At 50.7% G+C, this 20,537-nt stretch carries 19 protein-coding genes; 9 read left to right on the forward strand and 10 right to left on the reverse strand.

Going from position 1 to position 20,537, the window contains the following annotated elements; genetic code table 11:
• From FW767_RS04855 to glpA, 5 genes are read right to left on the reverse strand one after another with little or no spacing between them, the layout of a single operon-like run.
• A complete protein-coding gene (locus FW767_RS04855) occupies window positions 1–864 on the reverse strand; it encodes an HAD-IIA family hydrolase (protein ID WP_121698580.1) in 864 nt (287 codons plus the stop codon).
• 14 nt (window positions 865–878) lie between these two features.
• Window positions 879–2,408: an MFS transporter gene (locus tag FW767_RS04860; RefSeq protein ID WP_121698579.1), complete on the reverse strand. Its 1,530-nt coding sequence runs from the start codon at window positions 2,406–2,408 to the stop codon at window positions 879–881.
• Window positions 2,409–2,452: 44 nt separating this feature from the next.
• Entirely contained in the window at window positions 2,453–3,706 is a 1,254-nt protein-coding gene (gene glpC, locus FW767_RS04865) for an anaerobic glycerol-3-phosphate dehydrogenase subunit GlpC (RefSeq protein ID WP_121698578.1), read from the reverse strand.
• A gap of 10 nt (window positions 3,707–3,716) precedes the next feature.
• Entirely contained in the window at window positions 3,717–4,967 is a 1,251-nt protein-coding gene (glpB, locus tag FW767_RS04870; RefSeq protein ID WP_121698577.1) for a glycerol-3-phosphate dehydrogenase subunit GlpB, read from the reverse strand.
• 9 nt (window positions 4,968–4,976) lie between these two features.
• A complete protein-coding gene (glpA, locus tag FW767_RS04875; protein ID WP_121698576.1) occupies window positions 4,977–6,632 on the reverse strand; it encodes an anaerobic glycerol-3-phosphate dehydrogenase subunit A in 1,656 nt (551 codons plus the stop codon).
• Between the two features lie 355 nt (window positions 6,633–6,987).
• Between glpA and FW767_RS04880 the strand changes: the two genes are divergently transcribed.
• On the forward strand, window positions 6,988–7,779 hold the full coding sequence (locus FW767_RS04880) for a DeoR/GlpR family DNA-binding transcription regulator (RefSeq protein WP_121698575.1): 792 nt from the start codon (window positions 6,988–6,990) through the stop codon (window positions 7,777–7,779).
• Here the strand turns inward: FW767_RS04880 and FW767_RS04885 are convergent.
• The 3 genes from FW767_RS04885 to prmC are packed head-to-tail and all read right to left on the reverse strand — an operon-like array spanning window position 7,767 to window position 9,795.
• Window positions 7,767–8,462 carry a ComF family protein gene (locus FW767_RS04885; protein ID WP_121698574.1) on the reverse strand — a complete coding sequence of 232 codons (696 nt, stop codon included), beginning with the start codon at window positions 8,460–8,462 and terminating at the stop codon, window positions 7,767–7,769. The two genes, FW767_RS04880 and FW767_RS04885, sit on opposite strands and share 13 nt — an antisense overlap.
• Window positions 8,459–8,929 (reverse strand): regulatory protein RecX, encoded by a 471-nt coding sequence (locus FW767_RS04890; RefSeq protein ID WP_121698573.1) that lies wholly within the window; start codon window positions 8,927–8,929, stop codon window positions 8,459–8,461. The genes FW767_RS04885 and FW767_RS04890 overlap by 4 nt, the downstream gene beginning before the upstream one ends.
• Window positions 8,926–9,795 carry a peptide chain release factor N(5)-glutamine methyltransferase gene (gene prmC, locus FW767_RS04895; RefSeq protein WP_205523816.1) on the reverse strand — a complete coding sequence of 290 codons (870 nt, stop codon included), beginning with the start codon at window positions 9,793–9,795 and terminating at the stop codon, window positions 8,926–8,928. Before prmC ends, FW767_RS04890 begins: the two co-directional genes overlap by 4 nt.
• A 48-nt stretch (window positions 9,796–9,843) precedes the next feature.
• Between prmC and ribD the strand changes: the two genes are divergently transcribed.
• From ribD to murI, 8 genes are all read left to right on the forward strand, one after another.
• Window positions 9,844–10,854, forward strand: a complete 1,011-nt coding sequence (ribD, locus tag FW767_RS04900) for a bifunctional diaminohydroxyphosphoribosylaminopyrimidine deaminase/5-amino-6-(5-phosphoribosylamino)uracil reductase RibD (protein WP_121698571.1) — start codon at window positions 9,844–9,846, stop codon at window positions 10,852–10,854.
• A gap of 124 nt (window positions 10,855–10,978) precedes the next feature.
• Window positions 10,979–12,508, forward strand: coding sequence for a DUF6242 domain-containing protein (locus tag FW767_RS04905; protein ID WP_121698570.1), 1,530 nt, complete (start codon window positions 10,979–10,981; stop codon window positions 12,506–12,508).
• The gene (porG, locus tag FW767_RS04910; protein ID WP_121698569.1) at window positions 12,505–13,191 is read left to right on the forward strand and encodes a type IX secretion system protein PorG; all 687 of its coding nucleotides are present in this window, start codon (window positions 12,505–12,507) and stop codon (window positions 13,189–13,191) included. Before FW767_RS04905 ends, porG begins: the two co-directional genes overlap by 4 nt.
• A gap of 18 nt (window positions 13,192–13,209) precedes the next feature.
• Complete coding sequence (locus FW767_RS04915) at window positions 13,210–13,962, forward strand: isoprenyl transferase (protein ID WP_121698568.1); 753 nt, start codon at window positions 13,210–13,212, stop codon at window positions 13,960–13,962.
• A gap of 40 nt (window positions 13,963–14,002) precedes the next feature.
• On the forward strand, window positions 14,003–16,633 hold the full coding sequence (locus FW767_RS04920) for a BamA/OMP85 family outer membrane protein (RefSeq protein WP_121698567.1): 2,631 nt from the start codon (window positions 14,003–14,005) through the stop codon (window positions 16,631–16,633).
• Between the two features lie 73 nt (window positions 16,634–16,706).
• Entirely contained in the window at window positions 16,707–17,222 is a 516-nt protein-coding gene (locus FW767_RS04925; protein ID WP_121698566.1) for an OmpH family outer membrane protein, read from the forward strand.
• 113 nt (window positions 17,223–17,335) lie between these two features.
• On the forward strand, window positions 17,336–17,836 hold the full coding sequence (locus tag FW767_RS04930; protein WP_121698565.1) for an OmpH family outer membrane protein: 501 nt from the start codon (window positions 17,336–17,338) through the stop codon (window positions 17,834–17,836).
• Window positions 17,837–17,932: 96 nt separating this feature from the next.
• Window positions 17,933–18,772, forward strand: coding sequence for a glutamate racemase (gene murI / locus FW767_RS04935; RefSeq protein ID WP_121698564.1), 840 nt, complete (start codon window positions 17,933–17,935; stop codon window positions 18,770–18,772).
• 93 nt (window positions 18,773–18,865) lie between these two features.
• On the opposite strand, the gene FW767_RS04940 is transcribed toward murI, so the two are convergent.
• The gene (locus FW767_RS04940) at window positions 18,866–20,227 is read right to left on the reverse strand and encodes a TrpB-like pyridoxal phosphate-dependent enzyme (protein WP_121698563.1); all 1,362 of its coding nucleotides are present in this window, start codon (window positions 20,225–20,227) and stop codon (window positions 18,866–18,868) included.
• 14 nt (window positions 20,228–20,241) lie between these two features.
• Window positions 20,242–20,535 carry a PG0541 family transporter-associated protein gene (locus FW767_RS04945; protein WP_121698562.1) on the reverse strand — a complete coding sequence of 98 codons (294 nt, stop codon included), beginning with the start codon at window positions 20,533–20,535 and terminating at the stop codon, window positions 20,242–20,244.
• Window positions 20,536–20,537: the final 2 nt, after the last annotated feature.

The following is a 20,537-nucleotide window of genomic DNA, read 5'->3' on the forward strand; positions in this document are numbered from 1 at the left end:
TCAATCGCGCGATTGTATCAGCAACTTACCGAACTCCATAATATCGACAGCCGTAATGGGGGGCTGCGGATCGGAGTTGACGGCAGTGTCAAGGGTTGTCTCGCCTGATAATACAAGCACTCCCAAAGCACCTGCATTGCGGGCCATGGCCACATCGGTATATATACGGTCGCCGCACATGGCTATCTCGTCGGCTTCAAGCCCGTAACGATGACGTATGCCTGCAAGCATGTCGGGATTAGGCTTTCCGATAACGATATCCGGAGTACGTCCGGTGGCATGCTCTATGCACTTGCACAATGACCCGCAGTCGACCAAGACCGTAGGACGGTCGGTAGGACATACCCTGTCGGGATTGGTGGCGATATAAGGAATGCCCTGCGACGCCCACCATGAAGCATGGCAAAGGCGGTCATATGTGAGAGTGGTGTCAAACGCCACCACGAGTGCGTCGGGGCGGTCATCGGCATCCACATCAGCCATCTCAAAGCCGGCCTGCTGAAACTCATTTATCATACTCGGCGTACCGAGCACAAACAGACGCTTCGCTTCAGGCATATGAATCTTCAGATACTCGATTGCAGCAACGGCTGTAGTGTACATCTCCTCACGCGATGCCTCTATGCCGAGCCCCTTGAGCTTCTTGAGATAATCATCGATGCTCCTTGTAGGATTATTGGTAAGGAATGAGTATCCTATGCCGTTGTCACGCAGAAGTTTCAAGAAATCCATCGTAAAGGGAAACAACCGCGAACCCAGATATATGGTGCCGTCCATGTCGAGAGCGACATGCTTTATGCGCGAACACACTTCTTTAAGCCGGGTGGACGACATAGGAGAAATATAACTGTCTATCGTATTCATAATCACTGTCGTTTTTAATTGTCAGACTTAGTATCCTGCTCCGCATAGAACTTCTGAGAACGGGCATAGCCGTCACGCGGCGCGGCCCACATGGTCACAAAAGTTACGGCTCCAAGAACGCCTATGCCAATTATAAGATAGAACACCACATTCCATCCATAATGGTCGGCAACGATACCGACACCTATAGCAGACAGGAACGAGCCTACATAACCGAATATGCCTGCAAGTCCGTTGGCAGTAGCCGAGGCCTCTTTTGTGGCATGGTTGGCTGAAGCGATACCGATCAGAGCCTGAGGACCGTATATAAAGAAGCCGGCCATGGCCAGAGCGAGTATAGACACCAGTATCGGAAGCCCCGGGAAGAAAATGAATATAGCCATAAAGAGAGCCGCCAGCACCATACAGCAGAAACACATGCGGTGGGCCTTGCCCTTGAATATGCGGTCAGTGGCCCAACCTGCAAAGATAGTACCGACGATGGCAAAAATCTCAAAAGCTGCCACAGACCAAGCGGCATCCTCAATAGTCATGCCACGAGCCTCGGTAAGGAACTTGGGTCCCCAGTCAAGAATGCCCATGCGCATCACGTAAACAAACACATTTGCCACACACAGCGTCCAGATCCAGCGGTTGGTCCATACCATAACACGGAGAAAAGCTGAATGCGACGGCGCCTTGGCACCCTTGGACTCACCCTTGCCGGTCTTCGTACCGGGCAATTCGGGCAAACCCACCGAGCGGGGATCGTCGCGGAGTCCGAAGTAGAGCCACGCCGCACCAAGCACGGCAAGACATGCCGGCAACCAGAAACACCACTTCCAAGCACCCCAGTGCTTGGCATACTGAAGAATCTGGTTCATGCCGTCGGCAGTAGAGGCATCAACCTTGAGATTGGCGGCGATAGTCCTTATTATTTCAGGATTGGAGCTCATGTCATCACCCATAGACCCCATTATATAGCCGCATGCCACAACCGCGGCAGCCGCTCCTATTGAGTGAGAGGTATTCCATATCGACATCTTCGTCGCCAGCTCGGACGGATGTATCCAGCAGGGCAGCAGACGTGCACACGGAGGATAACCCACTCCTTGAAACATCTGATTGAGCACAATGGTTATAGCCATCACAAGCACCAGCATGTTGATAAGGTCAGGTGTGTTCTGAGCCACAGACGATGTAGGATCGACACCCACCAGCCATGCGCTGATGTTGTAGCCGAAACCAAACGCGAAGTTGGACAACGCGCACAGCAACAGGCCTATAGCCATCACGGCACGCGCACTGTAACGGTCAACGACAAATCCGTTGACAAAGCGAGAAAGTCCGTATACGAGCGAGCCAATGCCGATGACGATACCGAAATCGGTATTGGATATGCCGTACTGCGCGGTAAGCCCCGGCATTGCCAACGAGAAGTTTTTCCTAACGAAATAATATATGGCATAGCCGATCATCGACACCAGTATGGTACGAAACTGCCATGTCTTATACTGTTTAATCACCTCCGGCTTCCAAGAGCCGTATATATTGTCTTTTGCCATTACAAGAAATAGTGATGAATGATTGGTTTTAGGGAAATAATTTGTTATATCGTCTTGTTGAGTTCTATTGTTTTCTCTATGTCAAGCGCTTCGGCTATGATTGAAACAGGATTGGCTACCGGCACACCGGCCGACATCTCGATCTGCCACTTGCAAGTCTCGCAATCAGTGGCCACGACATCGACATGCTCGCGTTTTATCTGATCGAAAAGCGGCTGTCCTATGGCCTGAGAATATTTGTAATTCTCTTTCTTGAAGCCGTATGTGCCGGCTATGCCGCAGCACTGCGAGTCAAGCTGAACAAAATCAAGACCCGGTATCATCTTCAGCAACGACACAGAGTATATGGTCCATCCGAGTTTTTCCATATGACAGGGGGTATGATAAGCCACTCTCTTGCGATAAGAGCTTTTGAACGCGAGTTTCACCTTACCTTCGTCAACAAGCCTATAGAGGAATCTTGTGGCGAGCATAATCTCGTCACGGACATCGGCATTGTCAATGTCAAGCAGATGGGGATACTCGTCGCGCATGGTAAACGTACATGTCGAACTCGTAGCTATGACGGGACGGTTTTCATCGACCACCGATCTGCGTATAGACGCCATATTTATGTCGGCATCGCGCTTGGCCTCCTTTATGAGCCGGTTGGCAATCTTGGCCACGCCGCAGCACTTTTCTTTTTCAAGCAACTGTACTCCGTAGCCCACGGCATTCATGACCGTAACAAGATCCTTGCCGAGCTGCGGAAAATTGTACTGTACGTAACAACCGTGGAAATAAGAGACCTGATGAGGATAATCGTTCTGACGGGCGGCGGCATTTTTACGATACCACGACGTAAACACCTGCCCGGCATAAGATGGGAAAGTGCGGTGGTCGTCAATCTTAAGCACGCAATCCATGATCTTCTTCACGGGTTTGAAGCGCAAAGTAGCGTTCACGACAGGGGCAAACGGCGTAGCCATAGTGCCTACGAAATCGGTACTTGCCAGCAAGCGGTCGCGCAGAGCCGGAGAGTGGGCACTGTACTTTATACGCGCCGACTGAATTATGTCGCCTATTTTCACATTGGACGGACAAGCCACCTCGCAGCGCTTGCAATTAAGACAATACTTAAGCGCCTCATCGTAGAAAAACGGTTTTTTAAGGCGATAACGCTCACCGTCGGGTCCGGCCTGCTTTGGCCCGGGATAATCGGGGTTCACGGCAGTGACAGGACAATACACCGTACAGATAGTGCACTTTATGCACTCCTCAAAGTTATTGTTGCTTGTAGTATTTTGTTGATAATCCATAGTCACCGCATTATTTTCCGTTAATAATATCATTTGCGACCTTAAGCGCCGACAGTATCGACACCCCCGCACCCGACTCCTCCTTAAGCGCATCGTGAGCGCCTACAACAGCGCCTATAGCGCGGAAATTGAGTATGGGACTCTGCTCCTTGAATACGTGGAAATCCTCGTCGGTGACGACACCGAACTTCATGTAGTTCTGTGCGTTATACATGTCCGTGTCATACCAGTCGGGGCGTGAATGCGAAGCATTGACGTCAAGACCGAATATAGGTTCATAAATGGTATCGGGAGTAGCCTTGAGCCCGTGGCTGAAGAAACTGCCGGTAGCGAGTATAAAATTGTCGGCCTCAAGAGGCATGTCGTCGAGATTGACCGTGTAAACACTCTTCAGCCGGTTATCCTCCATAACTCCGTAGCTCACGCTGTCGCCGATAAGATATGTGCCGCCGAGTTTCTGAAAGTGGTTGCGCAGCCGCATCTGGGCCCTCATGCCGCCGAGCGACATAGGCATAGTCGACACATAACGCAACGGACGCTTCACCAGCCCGCTCAACCGCTTCACAGGCTCTTCGTCAAACAGGCCCACGACAGCGGGCATGAGCACTGTATCGGCTTGAGTATCGTCGATGATACGGTTTATGTCACGGGCAAAATCATCAAGAACGCGTCCGGTAATAACACGCGCTATATTGGTGGCGCGCATCTCGGTCGAGCTCTTGCGCAATACCTCGAGTTCGACATGAGTGAACTCACGGGTAACGCAGTCAAGACCGCACGCATTCAGCCCCCGGGCTATAAAATCGGGATAGAAATCAAGATAGCCCTTGAGATTGACGATAGCCACCTTGCCCCACGGAATATTGTCGGGAGAGTCAACCGTAGCATAATCAAGCATCGACAGCCATGCGGGCTTAAACGCTCCCACAGGTGTGAGACGGAAATGATTTTTCTCCTCGGTACCGTTGAGCGTTATACCCGCCTCGGCAAAAAGAGGCTTCACCTCCGGCAGCATACGTTTTACCGCATCGGGCCCTATCTTGGAGTACGGATGTGTAGCAGGCAACTCGGCGATAGCTTCCAGCGGATGCAATATATCGCCTCCGGCATCATGTCCGAAAAGAGCCATCGAACCTGAACTGAAATGCAGAGCACTCTGACCGGCCGACACAATGGCCACTTTAGAGCCGCTCTTGGCAAGTTTTATACCGCTTACCAAGCCGCTTATGCCTCCACCTATTATAATAGTATCGTATTTCATGGGTTCCTTTTATTTTTCATCAATTTTATCTTCAGGCTTAGCTATACGGTCAAGGCCGCATACGCTTTCATACAACCACGACATGAACTGGGCCTCCACGAGCGACTCACCCCACGCCACAGGATACATGCCCTTCCACCGCTCGTTGATAAACGCCGACAGATCGCGAAGCGTACGGTCAACACAACTGTTGGACTTCACAAGAATGCCGGCCGCCCTGCATGCACAAAGTTCGCCCTGACAGGTGCCCATGCCCATGCGTGTACGACGACGCAGGTTGATAAGGTTCTCGCAGTGCAGACTGTCGATGGCATACTTTATCTCGCCCACCGATACCTGCTCGCACTCACACACAAGCGCCTCGTCCTCCTCAGACCTGTATTCGATTTCGGCACTTAGCGAACCGTGACGTCCTTCAGCGGCTTTCTGATCGGTACTAAGTGCTATAACATGCGATTTGCGTTCCATGTCGGTCTGCGGCTCCTTTCGGTCAAGCTCCGATCCGGGAAGCGGAATATCGGCCGTACGGCACTTTACATTCACTCCGAGCTTCTTGCAGGCAAGATCGGTGGCCCACTCGGCCATAAGCCTGTAAGTCATAAGCTTGCCTCCGGTAATGGTAATAAAGCCTTCGAGCCCGTCGCGTGTGGCATGGTCGAGACATACTATACCGCGGCTGATGCTTCGCCCCGACGGGTCATTATCGGCAGCGACAAGCGGTCTTACTCCGGCATAGGCGCGCAAAATACGAGTATATGCGAGAGACGGAGCTATCTTAGTGCCCTCCCTCATAAGCACATCCACCTCTTCGGGAGTGACTTCCATATTGTCTATACCGTCATAAGGGATGCGACTCGAAGTGGTGCCTATCAGCGATATGGTATCGCCCGGCACGAGAATATCAGCGTCGGCAGGCTTGCGGCACCTGTTGATGACAACATTGTTTATACGGTGCCCGAATATAAGCAGAGCACCTTTTGCAGGAAACATATTGACCTTCACGCCGGCAAGCCCGGCTATATGATGGCCCCATATACCTCCGGCATTTATCACTAAGTCGGCATACTCTACGCTGCGCTCACCGGTCTTTGTATCAAGCAGTTCGACCCCCGTCACCCGGTTCTGGTCCTTGATAAATCCGACTACCTCGTGATAGGTAAGCACGTGTGCTCCGTGACGACGCGCATCGACCACATTGGCCACCGTAAGGCGGAACGGATCGATAGCCCCGTCGGGCACCTTCACCGCACCTATTATATTATGATTGACGGCAGGTTCGATTCTTATCGCCTCTTCAGGACTTATGGGCTCGGCCCCGATACCTGCCTTGCGACAGCAGTCCACAAAGTTATTCTGATATGCGAGGTCATCCTCGGGAAGTGTCACAAACAGGCCTCCGGTCTCCTCCACGCAATGTCGCGCAATACGCCGCAGAATCATGTTTTCCTTGATGCACTCCGAAGCCGATTCCTGATCGGTCACCGCATAACGCGCTCCACTATGCAACAGTCCATGATTGCGTCCTGTAGCACCGGCGGTAAAATCAAATCGTTCGACAAGCAAGGTTTTCAAACCCCTCATCGAACAATCACGGGCTGTGCCGGCTCCGGTGGCTCCTCCACCTATTACGATCACATCGTAATGTTGTCTGTTTTCAATATTCATGGCGCATCACTTTCAGTTAGATTCAGAAAAATATTAATTTTCTTTCGAACAAAAGTATATAGATTTTGTTTACAAACAAAACATTTTAACAATAATTTTCATGACAAATTCAAACAATTCTAAACTTTCTCTGATTATCAGTTACTTAGAAATCAATTAAATTTACACTTAACATAATTTCAAAAGTCAAGAATTGCTTTTCTGCGCTCTTCTACTTTCGCTTTGAAAGCAATACACTTTCGTTTCATGCAAACAAAATAAATACAATTCATTATTATGTATAAACACGCCATACGGTCATTTGTTTAATTACATAAAGTTATATATATTTGCAGCAATTCATTATCACTTTCTCATGACCAAAGAAGAACGACACCAGCTCATCATCGACACACTGATGAAACATGAGTCAATTCAGGTATCAGACCTGTCATCACTGCTTGACGTATCGACCGTCACAATACGCAAGGACCTTACGGAACTGGAAAAAGGCAATAAACTTTATAGAAGCCACGGCAAGGCCATCCTTATAAATCCTTATGTAAACAACCGTTCAGTCAACGAAAAAGAGAAGTTGTGCCCCGACGAAAAGAAGCTTATAGGCAAACGCGCGGCATCGCTCATAACCAAAGACGACTCCATCATCATAGCATCAGGCACTACCGTGAGGGCTTTCGCAAGATGCATACGCCCCATCAATCGTCTGACAGTAATCTCTGCCTCGCTTCAGGTGTCGGAAATATTGGCCGGCAACGAAGCCATTGACATCGTGCAACTCGGCGGATCGCTACGCATGAGCAGCCTGTCGGTAGTGGGCAAGTATGCAGAGTCGCCGCTATCTGAATTTTCATGCAGCAAACTTTTTCTGGGTGTCGACGGCATAGACCTCGACTTCGGCATAACGACAACCGACATCCGAGAGGCCGACCTCAACAAAGTCATGATGCACACAGCACAAAAAACCATAGTACTTGCCGACTCCACAAAATTTCGCCGCCGCGGATTCAGCAAAATCGCCAACATGGAGGAGATAGACCTCGTCATAACCGACGCCAATATACCCGACAAGATAGCACAACGCATAGAAGAACTCGGCATCGAACTGGTGATAGCCGGAGTCGACTCACCGGCCGGTCATGACATATGAGCCACGGCAAGGGTAAGTACAGATACCCTGCATGACGGCGCCGCCGACTTTATGGCATTGCAGCATGCGAGCAGAGTGGCGCCGGTCGTAATCACATCATCTACAACAAGCAGATGCAGTCCGTCAAGTTCTCGCGGACGGCGTACGTCATATACGTTTCCCGCATTCAGCCATCGGGCAAAAACACCCGATGAGGTCTGCGACGCATGACCTCTTGAAGCTACCAGATTGTCAACCACGGGAAGCGGCACAATACTACAGATACCGGCAGCTATATAGCGGCTCTGATTATATCCCCTGCGCCACTGCTTCAACCGGTGGAGCGGCACTGGGGCTATGGCGTCGATACCGTCAAAGAATCCGGTATCGGCAAGTTCGCGGGCATAGCGTCGCGCCATCTTCTCAATCAATTCGGGGCGTCCGCCATACTTGGCGCGATGTATTATATCCACATAAGGGCTCTCACGGTAATAGTGGAAATATCCGGCGGCTTTCTCTACAGGTGTGGTAGAAGCAAGCCGTTTGTGAAGGAGATTGAATTCATGTCCATGCGCTCCGGTACGCGGCAGCGAGTCAAGACAATGCAGACACAGCACCTCCTCTCCGCTGACAAGCGAGCGCCCGCACACCTCGCACAAGTCAGGATAGACAAGGCCAAGCAGATATTTGCCTAATCCTTTCATTCTGCAATACCGACAAGCGCTTTTTTCACCAGTTCCCACTCGAAACCACGCTGTACGGCAAACCGCGCGAGTTTCATTTTGTTCTCATAGCTCAACGGACGCTCCATGTCACGCGCATGAGCACGCAACGTCTTCACGAGCGCCTCCATGTAAGCATCTTCGTCTATTTCCGACTCAATAGCTTCAGCTGACGACGAACGGCCAATACGCTTACCGGCCAGTCCACAGAGTATCTTCCTGCGTCCCCAGCCATTGAACAGAAACTTAGAGCGCACATAAGCCCGGGCATAACGGTCATCGTCAACAAAACGCCGTTCGACAAGACGCTCAAGTATACGCAGCCTGTCGTCGGCTGGCAGGCCCCAGCGCATCATCTTGGACAAGACCTCCGACGAGCACTGCTCCGAGCGCGCACACAATGCCTCAAGACGGGCCAGCGCATCCTGAGGCGACACATTCTTTTTCATGACTCGGGCGACTTTGCGGTTACAAAACGCTGACGGCCCGTCATGTCGGCCAAAGAGTAGACATCGCGCAATCCCATGTCGCGCAACATTGTCTTCAATTCATCGGCAAAAAGCGGATTTATTTCAAAGTAAAGCATACCCTCGGGCTTTAACGCGGAGCAGGCATAACGGCCTATGGCCCTATAGAACCGCAGCGGATCATCATCGGGGACAAATAGAGCCATGTGAGGCTCATAGTCCAGAACGTTCGGCGCCATGGCGCTCTTCTCTCGTTCGGTGATGTAGGGAGGATTGCTGACAATTATGTCATACGCGGCCCCGGCGTCAGTTGAAAGCTCCAACGCGTCTGCTACCTTAAAACCGACATTCACCCGAAGCCGCGAAGCATTTTCCTTGGCGACAGATATAGCCTCGGGCGACAGATCGACACCCGACACATCGGCAAACTTAAGCGTCCGGGCAAGCGACACGGCTATACAGCCCGACCCGGTACATATGTCGAGAACGGCAAGATCACTGCGGCCGCCCCAATCTTTGACCACAATATCCACAAGCTCCTCTGTTTCGGGCCTCGGGATAAGCACCGCAGGCGTGACCACAAGCTCATTGCCGTAAAAGCGCGTCTTACCGAGTATATACTGCAGAGGCTCGTCATCAAGAAGACGCGACACCACTTTCATGAGCTTATCGTGCATAAACCCGGAAATTATCGTATCTTTGCGTAACACGATGTCTACAGCAGTGCGATGAAGCAGCTCATCAAAGATGACACGGGCCATGGCGTCAGCCTCGGCAACGCCATAATGAGATGCCAAAACAGCTCTTACGGCATCATAACTGTTTTTTAACGTCATATCGGTTGTCATACACAACAAAATTAACCAAATAGATTCAAATTCAAAAACAAAACAGCTATGAATATTGACGAGCGCTTCATGTACCGCGCGATACAACTTGCCAAAAACGGGAAAGGCAATACCTCGCCCAACCCCATCGTGGGAGCGGTCATAGTACATGACGGCACCATCATAGGCGAAGGCTATCACCGGCGTTGCGGCGAAGGGCACGCAGAAGTCAATGCCGTGGCGTCGGTCACAAACCGCTCTCTTCTTAAAGACTCCACAATATATGTCACGCTTGAACCGTGCTCTCACTACGGCAGGACCCCGCCCTGCGCCGAACTCATCATAGACAGCGGCATACGGCGTGTGGTCATAGGAAGCCCTGACCCTTCTGACAAAGTGAACGGCCGCGGCATCAATATGCTCCGTAAAGCCGGCATAGATGTGACCACCGGAATACTTGAACGCGAATGCCGCAAGCTGAACCCGGCGTTTATGACATGTCATACACTCGGTCGACCGCTTGTGACCCTCAAGTGGGCACAAAGCGCCGACGGCTACATAGACCGCAAGCGCACGGCGGAAGATACGCCATCAATATTCTCAACACCTGTCACCGCCGCCCTATCTCACCGGCTGCGCACACTTAATGACGCCATAATGGTAGGTAGCGGCACCATGCTGTATGACCGTCCGAGCCTCACCGCACGGCTGTGGCCCGGACACAACCCGCTGCGCGTGACAACCGACCGCAGCGGCGTCATACACTCGCCCGACAACAAATTCACCATATTGGGACGTGAAGACGACGGCTCGACAGCATCATATCTCAAAGCGCTGCACGACAAAGGCATAACCTCGGTACTCGTAGAGGGAGGCGCACGATTGCTCCAATCGTTTATCGACTCGGGAATGTGGGATACGGCAAGAGTCGAAGTGGCACCGACAGCCCTCGGCGACGGCGTTAAAGCGCCACTTCTATGTATACGACCCACAGAATCATTAACAGTAGGCAACAACTGCATATATTATTACGACAATCCTGACAAGCAGTCGTTAAAAACAACTAAAAACATTAAATAAGCGGCTAAATGTCGATAACACCGCTTCAGTTTTAACGGATTAATTGTAATTTTACGTCGATTATCGCATTTACTTATAGAAATTGTTAGTAAATTTGCAACTTGAAAATTAATGTCTGAAAAGTATGATTAAAAGATTTGCAGCATCATATCTGATCGCCGGGGCTCTCTTTGCCGCAGCGATGACCGCATGCAACGAAAACGACAACAACTATCAGGATGACTACGGCTACACACCCGAGACAATGTACTCGAGCACAGCCGTGACCTCATTCAATATAAAGCCCAACAGCAAGCTACTTGCCAATCTTGACTCGGTATTTTTCACCATCGACCTTAACCGCGGTCTGATATTCAATGCCGATTCACTGCCTAAAGACACAAAAATAACCAAGCTTGTTCCAAACATCGGCACAAGCGGCAGTTCTAAGATAGAACTTATCGTCAAGGGATCAAAGGTCATGAAAGACACCACATTTGTCTACACGACCAGCTTTACCGACAGTATCGACTTCTCGGCAAACGTGATGGTGCGCGTAACCTCGCTGAACGAGAAATACACCGGCAACTATCAGATAAAAGTAAACGTACACAAACTAAAGCCCGACTCGCTTCACTGGAGTGAAATAGCATGGAAAGGGATGCCCGGCAACCCCATAGCACAAAAGACCGTAGTGAATGACGAGCGCGTATATACGTTCATGGAGACAGCCGACGGCTACAAAGTATGGATACAAGACACCCCCGGAGCAGACGGAGAGGTAAAGCAGCTGACGTTCACCTCGTCGCTTGACGTAAAATCGGTAGTGGCCGGTGAAGACATGTTCTATGCGCTTAATACAAACGGCGTGCTCCACTCGTCGCATGACGGCATAGACTGGACAGCCCAAGGAGAACAGCTACACCACATCTATGGAGTATATGACGGACATGTCATTGCTGTCAGAAAAGACGGAGCAAAATACTTCCATACGACATATCCTCATACCGGAACCGACACGGAGGTAAGCGCCGACTGCCCGATAAGCGGCACAAGCCCGCTTATTCAATTTGAAAACAAATGGATGGAAAAACCGCTTGCATTGACAGTGGGCGGACGCACAGCCAACGGCACTCTCACCGGAGCCGCTTGGGGCTATGACGGCGCACACTGGGCCAAGGTAAGCGCGACTCCTATCAAAGGAGCCTATCAAGGCATGACTCTGTTTCCCTACTTCACCTTCCGCACCTCTTCCTCCTCATGGAAGGTTACCGAATACTCCACTATTTTCGCGATGGGAGGCGTAAACCAGCAGGGCTATAACACCCGCAGAGTGTTCATATCTCGTGACCAAGGACTTAACTGGAGCGAAGCCGACGACTTGCTCTCGTTACCCGATTATATACCCGAAACGGCCTTCGCACAGGCCATAGTATGGACTTCCGAACTGCATTCGCGCTCGCTCGCGGCATCATCGGACTGGAATGAAACAGCGGCCCGCCCGTTGCCAGCTTGGTGGATAGAGACTCCCGGCTACGGCCGCGCTACCAAGCCCGTGACATCATGGGAGTGCCCTTACATATATCTTTACGGCGGAATACTGCCCAACGGACAGCTCAATCCTCAAGTGTGGCGCGGTGTCATCAACCGCCTCACCTTCAAGCCTCTTGAATGAGACGCATAGCGACAGCAGCGTTGATTTCGGCAATGACGGGCTTGGTCGGCCCGACATTGGGAGCACAGGAAGCGGCATATAAAATGGATCTCGGAGCATCGCTCGGCATGAGCGGCTATCTCGGTGACACCAATACAGCCAATTTTCTGAAGCATCCCGGCTTTGCAGGCAATGTGTCAATGCGCTACCTGATCGACACGAGATGGGCGGCGCGTGCCGTATTCTCGATAGCGGGACTTAGCGGCGACAGTGCCGATATGACTGACGTGTTTCCCGGAGGGGAAACATATAAATTCACCTCGACAGTCTATGACCTCGGGGGACGTATTGAATTTAACTTTTTTAATTACGGCATCGGAGAGCGATACAAGAAGCTGTGCCGGTGGACGCCCTACCTGTCACTCGGCGCCGGCGTCACCATAGCTTCCTGCGGAGGCACTTACACCGCATTCAATCTGCCGATGGGCGTAGGCGTGAAATACAAGTTGCAGCCGCGTATCAACCTCGGACTGGAATGGACAATGACCAAGGTGTTCGGCGACCATGTCGATGGAGAGAAACTACACGACCTTCAAGGCATCAAAAGCTCATTTATCAAGAATACCGACTGGTACTCCATGATAATGCTTTCGTTCAGTTTTGAGTTTGGCGAGCGATGCTCAAGTTGTTTTTACGTGGACTGAAATGATAATTAACCGACTATGTCGCTGACTGACAATATAGATACCGATCGCATTCCGCGTCATGTAGCCGTCATAATGGACGGAAACGGACGTTGGGCCAAATCTCACGGGCTGCCACGCTCCGCAGGACATGTGGAGGGCGTGAATACTGTGCGCAAGATTACCGAAATAGCCTCGGAACTTGGCATCGGATATCTCACGCTATACACGTTTTCGACTGAAAACTGGGGTCGTCCCAAGGAGGAAGTCGACGCACTCATGCATCTTATCGTGGCGGCTATCGAACGAGAAACCGCCGACTTGATAAAGAATAATGTACGGCTCAACATGATAGGTGACTTCTCGCGTATGCCCGACTTCGCCTACAACAGATTGTGCCGATGCATAGATGACACGTCGCACTGCACCGGCCTGACACTCGTGCTTGCCATCAGTTATTCTTCGCATTGGGAGATAACCGAAGCAGCCAGACGTATAGCCAGAGCTGTCAACGAAGGCATAATGTCAGCCGACGAAATAACTCCCGAAACCGTGAGTGCCAATCTTGCCACGGCCGGAATGCCTGATCCTGATCTGGTCATACGTACCGGCGGTGACTTCCGCATGAGCAACTTCTTGTTGTGGCAGGCTGCCTATGCGGAGATAACGGTCACCCCGACTTTCTGGCCCGACTTCACCAAAGAGGACTTCTACCACATAATAGCGGGGTACCAGTCACGAGAGCGAAGGTTCGGCAAAACAAGCGAGCAGATAGCTCATGACAATGAATAATTAAATACAACTGATATATAATATCACATTACTTCAGATTATGCGTAGTAAGTTGCTAATCATATTGATGACAGTTTTGGGCCTTAACATTTCGGCTCAGGTCAAGCCGGCAGAACCCGTTGATACGGTATATAACCCCAACATTATATATACCGGTATACCCAACAAATACGAGATTGCCGGTATAAAAGTGACAGGAGTACCCAATTACGAAGACTATATCATCATCGGATATTCCGGTATAAACATAGGCGACCGTATCGAGATACCGGGACCCGAACTGACAGCTGCGGCAAAACGATTCGCACGTCAGGGCCTGTTCTCGTCGATACAGATAAAGGTCGAAAAAACGGCCGGTGATCTGGCTTGGCTCGAATTTGCGCTCAAACCGCAACCGCGCATCTCCAAAATCAACTACATCGGTCCGTCCAACGGCGAACGCAAGGATATCGAAGAACGCCTTCAGCTGATGAAAGGCAATCAGATAACGCCCAATATCGTCAACCGGGCCACGGCGATAATAAAGAATTACTACGCACAGAAAGGCTTCGGAAACGCATTGGTGAAAATCGAGCAGGAAGAAGACCTGTCGGCGCCCAACGAAAATATCGTAAACATCAGAATCAACAAAAACAACAAGGTCAAAGTACATAAGATATACATCGACGGCAACGAGGTGATGAGCGACAACGCCATCCAGCGCACGATGAAAAAGACCAACGAAAAAGGCAAACTAATCAATCTTTTCCGTCAGAAAAAGTTTGTAGAGAGTGACTTCAAGGATGACTTGGACCGAATAATCGAAAAATACAACGAGAAAGGTTATCGCGACGCCAAAATACTCAAAGACAGCGTAGTGGCTTACGATGACAAGACTGTAGACGTATACATCGATCTTGAAGAGGGCAAGAAATATTATATCAGCGACATAGACTGGGTGGGCAACACAATATTCCCCACCGAAGTGCTTGATCAGATACTCGACATACGTCCCGGCGACGTCTACAACCAGAAGCTGCTCAACAAACGCGTGCTTGAGGATGACGACGCAGTGGCAAACCTGTATATGAACCGCGGTTATCTGTTCTATCAGCTCGTGCCTATAGAAAAAAACATCGACGGCGACTCCATAGCCCTCGAACTGCGTATGTTCGAAGGACCTCAGGCCACAGTCAACAACGTCATCATCAACGGCAACGACCGCCTTTATGAAAAGGTAATACGCCGCGAACTCCGTGTAAAACCCGGTCAACTTTTCAACAAAGACGACCTGATGCGTTCGGCACGTGAAATAGCACAGACCGGACACTTCGATCCGGAAAACATGGACATACGCCCAGAGCCCAACGAAGACAACGGTACTGTCGACATCGTATTTAACCTCGAGTCAAAAGCCAATGACCAAGTGGAGGTGTCATTCGGCTGGGGTCAGACCGGTCTTATAGGAAAACTCGCGCTCAAGTTCACCAACTTCTCAATAAAAAATCTGTTCCGTCCGGGCACTTACAAAGGTCTCATACCACAGGGTGAAGGACAGACATTCACCATAAGCGCACAGACCAACGCCAAGTACTACCAGAGCTACTCGATATCGTTCCTCGACCCGTGGTTCGGAGGCAAACGCCCCAACTCACTCTCGGTATCGGCCTACTACGCCCGCCAGACAGGTATCAACTCCTCATATTACAACAACAACTGGTACAATCCGTACATGTACGGAGGCTATGGCTACGGTTACGGCTACGGCAGCAATTACAACGACTATTACCAGAATTCATATGAGAACGCCTACGACCCCAACAAGATGCTCCAGATGGTTGGCGTCACAGTGGGCTTCGGAAAGCGTCTCAACTGGCCTGACGACTACTTCACATTCCAAGCCGAGCTGAGCTATCAGTGGTATTACCTGAAGAACTGGGACTACCTGTACTACATGAACAACGGTACTTCCAACTCGATAGTACTCGGACTGACACTCGCCCGCACCTCCATCGACAACCCGCTTTACACCCGTAAAGGCTCGATGTTCTCTGTCAATCTCCAGCTCACACCGCCGGCCTCATGGCTCAACGGCAACAAAAACTGGGAGAAACTGTACAAAGAGAATACCACCGAGTCCAAGAAACAGCTTTACCGCTGGATCGAGTACTGGAAACTCCGTATCAAGTCACGTACTTACACTCCGCTTACCGATCCTGACGGCAAATGGACACTCGTGCTGATGACACGCGCCGACATGGGACTTCTCGGCAGCTACAACAAGTGGCTCAAGTCACCGTTTGAAACATTCTACGTGGGCGGTGACGGCATGTCAGGCTCGTACACCTATGCTACCGAAACAATCGGTCTCCGCGGTTACGAAAACGGACAGTTCACCCCGTGGACAAAAGAAGGCTACGGCTATGCCCGCGTAGGTATGGAACTCCACTTCCCGTTCATGCTGTCGGCATCGACAACAATCTACGGTCTGACATTTGTTGAAGCCGGTAACGCATGGACCGATGTCAAGAGCTTCTCACCATTTGACCTCAAGCGCAGCGCCGGTGCCGGTGTACGTATCTACCTTCCTATGGTGGGTATGATGGGTATCGACTGGGCCTACGGTTTCGACAAGGTGTACGGCAAAAAAGGCGGCAGCCAGTTCCACTTCATTCTCGGCCAAGAATTTTAAAAATGCCTAATATGACTAAACTTAATTATCTGCCAAGCGTCATATTAGCATAACCGTTTAATTGATTTTCAACATGAAGAAACTTACTTTAGCTATCATCGCCATCGTTGCATGCACGTTCGGAGCATACGCACAAAAGTTTGCGCTCATAGATATGGAATACATTCTCAACAATATTCCCGCCTACGAAATAGCCAACGAACAGCTCAACCAGATATCGCAGCGCTGGCAGAAAGAGGTAGAAGCCAAAGCCAGCGAAGCCCAGACCCTCTACAAGAACTTCCAGAACGACATGGTGTTTCTTACCGACGAGCAGAAGTCCAAGAAAGAGGCAGAGATAGTAGCCAAGGAGAAAGAGGCTACCGAACTCCGTTACAAATACTTCGGCCCGGAAGGGGAACTTAACAAAAAACGCCTCGCTCTCATACAGCCCATACAGGACGAAATCTACAACGCCGTCAAGAAAGTAAGCGAGGAGAGAGGCTATCAATGTATATTTGACCGTGCGTCATCGGCCAACATAATATTTGCATCGCCGCGCATTGATGTAAGCAACGAAGTACTTGCCAAACTCGGATATTCGCGCTGACGGCCCGGATATTCAGTTTTTTTGAGAGCTCATTTTAGCATATATGAATAGAGTTTCTTATCTTTGCATAGTTATTAACCTAAACCGACAATTTTAACATTACACTACTTAATATGATTAAGAAATTTTTGCTCGCTATATTTGTAGCGCTTCCCATGCTTGCAGTAGCTCAGGCACCCAAGTTCGGAGTTGTAAACACTCAGGTTATCATCGAGGCCATGCCTGAAGTCAAGGCCGCCCAAGAAAAGATCACCGAGTCTTCAAAGAAGTATGAAGACGAGTTCAAGAAGCTGCAGGAAGAGATGGAGAAAAAATTCGGCGAATACCAAGCTCTCGCCGCTGACACCCCCGAGTCCATAAAGGAGCGTCGCATGCAGGAAATACAGGAACTAGACCAGAAGATGCAGCAATTCCGCGCAACCGTTTCTCAGGACCTCAGCCGTCAGCAGGAAACCCTTATGGCCCCCATTCAGGAAAAAGTACGTCAGGCCATCAACACCGTGGGCAAAGAAAACAGCATGACATTCATCTTTGAAAACATTCTTCCGGTCTACACCGGCACCGATGTTCAGGATGTCACCGCCAAAGTAAAGGCTAAACTCGGCCTCCAATAAGAGACATCAATAATCCATATAACTGAAAAAGGTCGCGTCTTAACAAAGTAGCGACCTTTTGATTTAATAAGGCTCAGATACAAAATACCGTCTGATATGATAACAAAACCGACTGCCAAAGGCCCCATCGGCATTTTCGACTCCGGATACGGAGGTCTCACAATATTGAGCGACATCATGAAAACGCTGCCCGAGTATGACTACATATACCTTGGCGACAATGCACGAGCGCCATATGGAGGCAGGTCATTCGACATAGTATATCGCTTCACACTTCAGGCGGTCCGATACCTTTTCGAACGCGGATGCCATCTCGTGATACTGGCCTGCAACACGGCATCGGCAAAAGCATTGAGGACCATACAGCAAAACGATCTGCCTGCAATAGACCCCTCACGCAGAGTGCTCGGGGTGATACGCCCCACGGTAGAAAAAATCGGCGACATAACCCGCAACGGCAACATAGGCATTGTGGGCACCGCCGGCACCGTACGCAGCCGAAGCTATGACATGGAGATAAACAAACTGTATCCCGGATTCAACATATTCTCCCAAGCATGCCCTATGTGGGCGCCGCTCGTAGAGAACGGAGAAGCCGACAAGCCCGGAGCCGACTACTTTGTCAAGCGCGACATAGATCTGCTAATCCGGCAGGAGCCTTCGATCGACTCCATAATTCTCGGGTGCACACATTACCCTCTTCTCCTTGACAAGATCGAGCGCTATGTACCAGAAGGCACAAAAGTACTGCCACAAGGCAAAATAGTGGCCGACAGCCTTGCCGACTACCTTGTGCGTCATCCGGAGATGGCCGCAAAATGCAGCCGAGGCTCTACATGCACCTATCTGACCACGGAGAATCCGGATAAGTTCTCTGAATCCGCCACGGTGTTCCTCTCCACCCCTGTCACCGCACAGTCGGTCACCCTAAACTGACCGCATTAACGATACTTCCATATAGCATATAATGACAGAGGGCCGCGGTCTTATACTCGCGGCCCTCTGATGTTATGTCAAATAAACGTTCTATCAGATGATTTTATCAAGAGAGGCTATATTGGCCTGCACCATCTCGTCGGTAACCTCATAGTTCTGCAAGTCACCGGCTATGTACGAGTCATAGGAAGCCATGTCGATAAGACCGTGACCAGAGAGATTGAATAATATGACCTTGGAAGTACCCTCTTCTTTGGCCTTCTGTGCCTCGCGTATAGCTGTGGCTATGGCATGGGAGCTTTCCGGAGCCGGTATGATGCCCTCGGAACGGGCAAACAGAGTGGCTGCGGCAAAGGTCTCCAGTTGAGGAATGTCCACCGCCTCGATAAATCCGTCCTCACGCAACTGGCTCACTACAGCACCGGCACCGTGATAGCGCAATCCGCCGGCATGTATGTTGGCCGGAGCAAAGTTATGACCGAGCGTATACATCGGTATCAACGGCGTGTATCCGGCCTCGTCGCCGAAATCGTATTGAAGTACTCCGCGGGTGAGTTTTGGGCATGAAGCCGGCTCGGCGGCAATAAAACGTGTAGAGCGTTCACCGGCAAGATTATGACGCATGAAAGGGAAAGTCACACCCGAGAAGTTGCTGCCGCCGCCGAAACATCCGATAACGACATCAGGATACTCGCCTGCCATCTCCATCTGCTTCTCCGCCTCAAGGCCAATGACAGTCTGATGCAGTGCCACGTGATTGAGAACAGAGCCGAGAGTATACTTGCAGTTGGGAGTCGCCATGGCGAGTTCCACGGCTTCGGATATGGCCGTACCGAGTGAACCCTGATAGTGCGGATTCTCGGTAATAATCTTTCGTCCGGCCTTGGTCGACATACTCGGCGAGGCAATGACTTCGGCTCCATAAGTCTGCATGATGGAACGACGATACGGTTTCTGATGATATGACACCTTGACCATATACACAGCCAGCTCAAGACCGAAATGACGGGCGGCAAGCGACAGAGCGGCACCCCATTGCCCGGCACCGGTCTCGGTAGTTATATTGGTCACACCCTGCTTCTTGCAGTAGTAAGCCTGCGGTATGGCCGAATTGAGTTTATGCGACCCCACCGGGCTCACACTCTCGTTTTTGAAATATATATGGGCCGGAGTATCAAGCGCTTTTTCAAGACCGCGAGCACGCACCAACGGAGTCGGACGCCATATGCGGTACATATCGCGCACCTCATCGGGGATTTCTATCCAGCGGTCGGTATCGTTAAATTCCTGACGCGACACCTCCTCGGAAAAGAGCGGAAACAGGTCTTCGGCCTTCATCGGTTCCTTGGTGACAGGGTTGAGCAGCGGCCGCGGCTTACGCGGCATATCGGCCACCACATTGTACCATGCGGTAGGAATATCTTTTTCCTGCAATAAAAATTTCTTTGATTCCATGTTAAATGATTGTATTAAATATTCTGTTCGATACGCCATGTAAATGCACGCAGGCCGAGACGCGGCGTAGCCACATCCATCTCGTGCAGTTTATCGAGCACGTTTTCCACTCTTTCGTCGGCCACCATAGTTATAATCGCGGAAGCGAGCGATGGCCACGCGTGGGAACCGTAGTGAGGCTCTCCGGTCGAGGAGCCCCGGCCCTGAACCTCGCGCCAAGCGGTAAAACCGCGGCAGTTGTTGCGCTCAAGCATATCGACGATGCGTTCGTAGTAGGCTTGGTCAAATGTTATAAGTATAGCTTGCATAT

It is taken from the genome of Heminiphilus faecis, from assembly GCF_008728965.1.
Classification (GTDB): domain Bacteria; phylum Bacteroidota; class Bacteroidia; order Bacteroidales; family Muribaculaceae; genus Muribaculum; species Muribaculum faecis.